At 46.3% G+C, this 4,651-nt stretch carries 5 protein-coding genes and 1 pseudogene; 3 read left to right on the top strand and 3 right to left on the bottom strand.

From position 1 onward, the window contains the following. Positions 1–2 precede the first annotated feature (2 nt). Positions 3–671: a transposase gene (locus tag QZ135_RS24515; protein WP_365979432.1), complete on the top strand. Its 669-nt coding sequence runs from the start codon at positions 3–5 to the stop codon at positions 669–671. 34 nt (positions 672–705) lie between these two features. On the opposite strand, the gene QZ135_RS24510 is transcribed toward QZ135_RS24515, so the two are convergent. Next, a complete protein-coding gene (locus tag QZ135_RS24510; RefSeq protein WP_294615704.1) occupies positions 706–1,530 on the bottom strand; it encodes an AAA family ATPase in 825 nt (274 codons plus the stop codon). A gap of 255 nt (positions 1,531–1,785) precedes the next feature. On the opposite strand from QZ135_RS24510, the pseudogene QZ135_RS24505 reads away from it, so the two are divergent. After that, positions 1,786–2,268 (top strand): annotated as a pseudogene (locus tag QZ135_RS24505) (fumarylacetoacetate hydrolase family protein). Positions 2,269–2,347: 79 nt separating this feature from the next. After that, positions 2,348–2,908 (top strand): flavin reductase family protein, encoded by a 561-nt coding sequence (locus QZ135_RS24500; protein ID WP_294615702.1) that lies wholly within the window; start codon positions 2,348–2,350, stop codon positions 2,906–2,908. Between the two features lie 122 nt (positions 2,909–3,030). On the opposite strand, the gene QZ135_RS24495 is transcribed toward QZ135_RS24500, so the two are convergent. Both QZ135_RS24495 and QZ135_RS24490 read right to left on the bottom strand, forming a co-directional pair. After that, complete coding sequence (locus QZ135_RS24495; RefSeq protein ID WP_294615700.1) at positions 3,031–3,192, bottom strand: hypothetical protein; 162 nt, start codon at positions 3,190–3,192, stop codon at positions 3,031–3,033. Between the two features lie 553 nt (positions 3,193–3,745). Further along, positions 3,746–4,495 carry an SEC-C metal-binding domain-containing protein gene (locus tag QZ135_RS24490; RefSeq protein WP_294615698.1) on the bottom strand — a complete coding sequence of 250 codons (750 nt, stop codon included), beginning with the start codon at positions 4,493–4,495 and terminating at the stop codon, positions 3,746–3,748. Positions 4,496–4,651: the final 156 nt, after the last annotated feature.

The following is a 4,651-nucleotide window of genomic DNA, read 5'->3' as shown; positions in this document are numbered from 1 at the left end:
GTCTGCCGCTCTACGAGCTGACCACGCCGGGCAATATTTCCGATTCTGCCGTCACCGCTGACATCCTCGCGGCCGTGGATCAGACGATTTCTTTGAAAGAGTGCGCCTTCCTTGCCGACAAGGGCTACGATGTGAAAAGCATCTACAATACCGTAAAAACAGTCTATGAGGGCGAGGCATTTATCCCTCTCAATCCACGCGGCACGAAAGCCTCTAAAACGCTTTCTGCCGGTAATCCGGTCTGTGAGGCCGGGCTGGCTATGCACAAGGATGGTAAGACCACCGATGGCAAAGGGGGGATCCGGCAGAAATACTGCTGCCCCTTCCGCCAGTCCAAAACCGGTGTTTGCCCTTGTAACCACAAAAACTGGAACAACGGCAAGAGGAACCGGGGATGCACCAAATATAAGACCATTCCAACAGACTACAGACTTTCCATTGACAGGGAATGCCTGCATTTTAAGCGTATCTATGCCTTGCGTACAGAGTGTGAGCGTTATAACTCCCGCTTTAAGGCATCTGGTCAAGAAAGGCTCTGGGTTCGAAATGGCAGCAGTGCTGCTAATCTCAACACACTGGCTCATATCTCTGCCTTAGTGGTTGCGCTGGCCGCCGTTCTGCACGGCTCTCACTCCTACCGTTCTGCCAAACAGCTTCGGCGTTCCGCCTGATCTGCCTTTTCCATACCTTCTTCAGGTGCGGCGGTTACCGCGCTGTGGTTTTTGCGCCCTTGAGATGCCCCAAACTCTTTTGATTCCCGTTTGCCTTGTTTGGGGGCAGTTCCTTCCAACTGTTTTGCTCATCTCTTATAGTATCAAAAAATTTGTTATAATCTTCTTCAATTTTTACTTGAGCGTCAGGAGTTAACCCCTTTTGTAGTAAATCAGATAGTGCTTTCGACCCTAATTTATCTGCGTTGGACGCAAATCCGTCTCTCTCTGCTGGAAGTTCTACAGAGCAAAACTTAGCAAGAGTTTCATAAGAAAGATTCTTGCCTTTTCCTGGTACTGTTATTGAACACGAAAACAGTGCCATCGGCAAAAGACTCATTTTTGTCCGATCGTTATATGAATCTGACTTAAGAACATCTCGAACCCGTCTCAACAGATCTTCTGGGTTTTTTACATAATAACGATAACAAATACCGCCGACCCATTGTTCAGCTTCACCCTCACACAGGATTTCTCTTATATTGTAATGTTCATTTTCGTTTGGCTGAAAATATAGTTTAATTATAACCTCCGGCAAAGAAGGAATAAATTGCTCTACCGATAGGCTTTCATTAAGGATGCGTTCTTTGTTTTCAGACAAAAATGTATAATATGCTTCTTTTGCTTCTCGATTAATATCATGCCAAGATAAATGTTTAGAATTCCCAGAATCATCAGATAGTAACGGGATGGATAATGCACGCAAGAAGTTTGACTTGCCACAGTTATTCTCACCAATAAGCGTTACGGTGTTTCCGAGGGTAACATCAACGTTCTTTAGATTCCGATAGTTTTCAATTATAACACGGCTTATTTTCATATGTATTTCCCTCACACACATCATTATTCACTACTTGTTTGTTTTTTCGAGAGAATTCAGATGTTCTTTCTCGATAGAGACATTGTACACTCAAAAAACACCTTAACTGTATTCTACCAAAGCCAAAGTGCATGTGCAACTCTAACATCTATTTTCTTTGCATCCAACCAAATTTTACATATAATGTTATATCCGTCGATATGAGCAAGGATCTAGTTAGAACTCACCCAGCTAATCGAGAGCCACCCCGGCCTCGTGGAGCGACTGGACTACGAGGCTGAGCTGGCGGTCATCATCGGCAGGGCGGCGAAAAACGTGAAAGCGAAAGACGCGATGGACTACATCTTCGGTTACACCGTCCTCAATGATGTGTCAGCCCGTGTCTTGCAGGCCGCCCACAAACAGTGGTACTTTGGCAAAAGTCTGGACGGCTTTACCCCCATAGGCCCTTGCATCGTCACCGCTGACGAGATCGCCTTTCCGCCTGCCCTGCATATCACCGCCTGCGTCAATGGCGAGCTGCGGTAGGACTCCACCACAGACCTGCTGATTACCTCCATCGCGGACATCATTGAGGAGCTGTCCTCCGGCATGACGCTGCTGCCCGGCACCATCATCTCCACCGGCACTCCCTCCGGCGTCGGCATGGGCTTCGACCCACCGAAATTCCTGAAGCCCGGCGATGTGGTAGAGTGCGCCATCGAAGGCATCGGCACCCTGCGAAACACAGTGCGATAATCATATCAGGCAAACAGGTTTTACGTTTGGTGTTCAATGTGGTATAATACGATCATTCTTGAAGCAGGAGGACAGAACTATGCGTAAGAATTTTGGAGCAAAGCCCTGGCTGTACCCCCAGCCTGTTTTGATCATCGCGACCTATGGCGAGGAGGGTACTCCGGACGCCATGAACGCCGCGTGGGGCGGTATTGCTGACATGAACCGCATCGCCATGTACCTCAGCGGCAGTCACAAAACGGTGAAGAACATCCTGAGCCGCAAGGCATTTACCGTCAGCATGGCGGATGCGGCCCACGTGGACGCCTGCGATTATGTTGGCATCGTCTCCGGCAATACAACGCCGGATAAGATGGCGCGCGCCGGATTCCATGTGACCAAGAGCGAGGTCGTGGACGCGCCAGTCATCGACGAACTGCCTATGACGCTGGAGTGCAAGCTGATCAGCTTTGACGAGGAGTCTGAACTTCTGCTGGGTGAGATCGTGAATGTCTCCGCCGACGAACGCATTCTGGACAGCGAGGGAAAGATCGACCCGCAGAAACTGCGCCCGATCACCTTCGACCCTGTGCACAACGACTACCTCGTCCTTGGCGAGAAAGTTGGCAACGCCTTCGAGGACGGCAAAAAACTGAAATAAGCGTAAAGCACGGAGCCGAAAGGCTCCGTGCTTTGCTTCATCATAAAAGCTGTCTGCGGGGAAAAGTGTGCAATGATTGCACACTTTTCTGCCTTTATGGCATGCAGTCTGCCCTACATGTTTTAACTGATAGCCATTGCCGCCAATACAACCGCAAGAAAGTCTTGAAAGCTTTTTGCGTCATCAATTCCGTTCTTCAGTAGCTCCTTTTCCACTGGTGTTAACTGGCGCTGTCCGTTTTCGATTGCCCACTTGCATAAAAACTTGACATCTTGTTCGGTCATATTCCTCTCCTTATCGTCCATTTGCTTTCCAGCCGTTTCGCATCTATTAACAGGTCGTCTATTCTATTTTTAGTATACCGCATCCACCCCCGTATTTCAAACTTCTCTCACTTTTGACATGAGTATATGACAGAGGTGAAATTTGGCTGTTTTAAAGTTTAGCAGTTTGATTTATAGCCTGACTGAACCGTTGAAAGAGAATGGCCCTAATCGAACCTCATCGCTGCACTGTTCGAGCCGGGTGAAAATAGCTGATCCGCGCAGGAAAAATAAGCCAATCGCGGCCAAAGATAAGTCCCAGTTCAACTTTATGTTCTTGAGGACTATAAAGCTTTGTATCTTCAAGGGTCTGATCGGGCATAGGAAAACAAAAGGGAATTGGGAAAAAGAGCCACTACATAAACCTGTACAGTGAGAAGCTTCAGCCGCCTTGATGGTAGCGGCGGAAAGCACCATCCTATAGCGGGATATATGGCATAGGTTTTACTTCTGTTCTGACATTACATAGCCGAGGGGCTTTCATAGTGAAAATTTCTGGGCTATGTAATGAGTTTTAGTCAAATATACCTTTTCCTCGACAACATTTTTTGAATTTCTTTCCACTGCCACAAGGACAAGGAGCGTTTGCTCCCACTTTTCGAGAATGTCGTGTCATATACTTTCCCTCTCTCCATGCAATGGCTATTTTACCGATTTTTTCGTGGTGAAACTGAGTCCATATTTTAGCTGGCAAACCACCGTTCAGTAATGTTGTTTCTCCACTTAAATTGTAATCGACAAAACCAATAAAATTTTCGTTGCCTGGTAACAATCCTTTATTTCGCCGAGCATCTCTGCGATATATCGTTATATATAATGCATCCGCCTCCATTGTGCCGTTTTTTCGGTGAATTGTAGGAGAATCTACATTACGAATCTTTTTGAGCCATTCAATGCTTTCCTCTATAATTTTGATAATTGTTTCCCGACAGTCTATGTCGCCAATATACAATCGGCATTTAAGCCTCTTCCTATCAGACAAACTTGCATCCTCAATCTGACTGATTTTGTATGTATCGCATTGATAATTTGGAAACCTAAAATGCTTTATTTCCTGCAAATCAATGGGCTCCGTCGATGGATTGAATATCATGACTTCTCTGCTGTTAATGACCTCTTTTACAATATCTGCTGGTTCTCGATTCCGATTCAGCATATCAAAAACTTGCTGGTTACTAAAACGCATCCAGCTTGTGGCTAATCGTTCACCACTGAATGATATATAGTACTTTTCATAATCGCCATAGATGTCATAAATTGCCATAATTAAGAGAACAGCGCATTCAATGAGATACCCTTTTTCTGTGTCTTTAACCCAAAATTCTGCATTCAGTTGCTCACCCGAGGGAGATTCACTGTAAGCGCACAATAATCACCCGGACCGAACAAAATTACGGCAGAGTCCCGTTCGCGGGACTCT

Source organism: uncultured Bacteroides sp. (assembly GCF_905207245.1).
GTDB lineage: Bacteria > Bacteroidota > Bacteroidia > Bacteroidales > Bacteroidaceae > Bacteroides.
The sequence above is the reverse complement of the archived record's forward strand: the minus strand, read 5'-3'. Positions and strand labels throughout refer to the sequence as shown.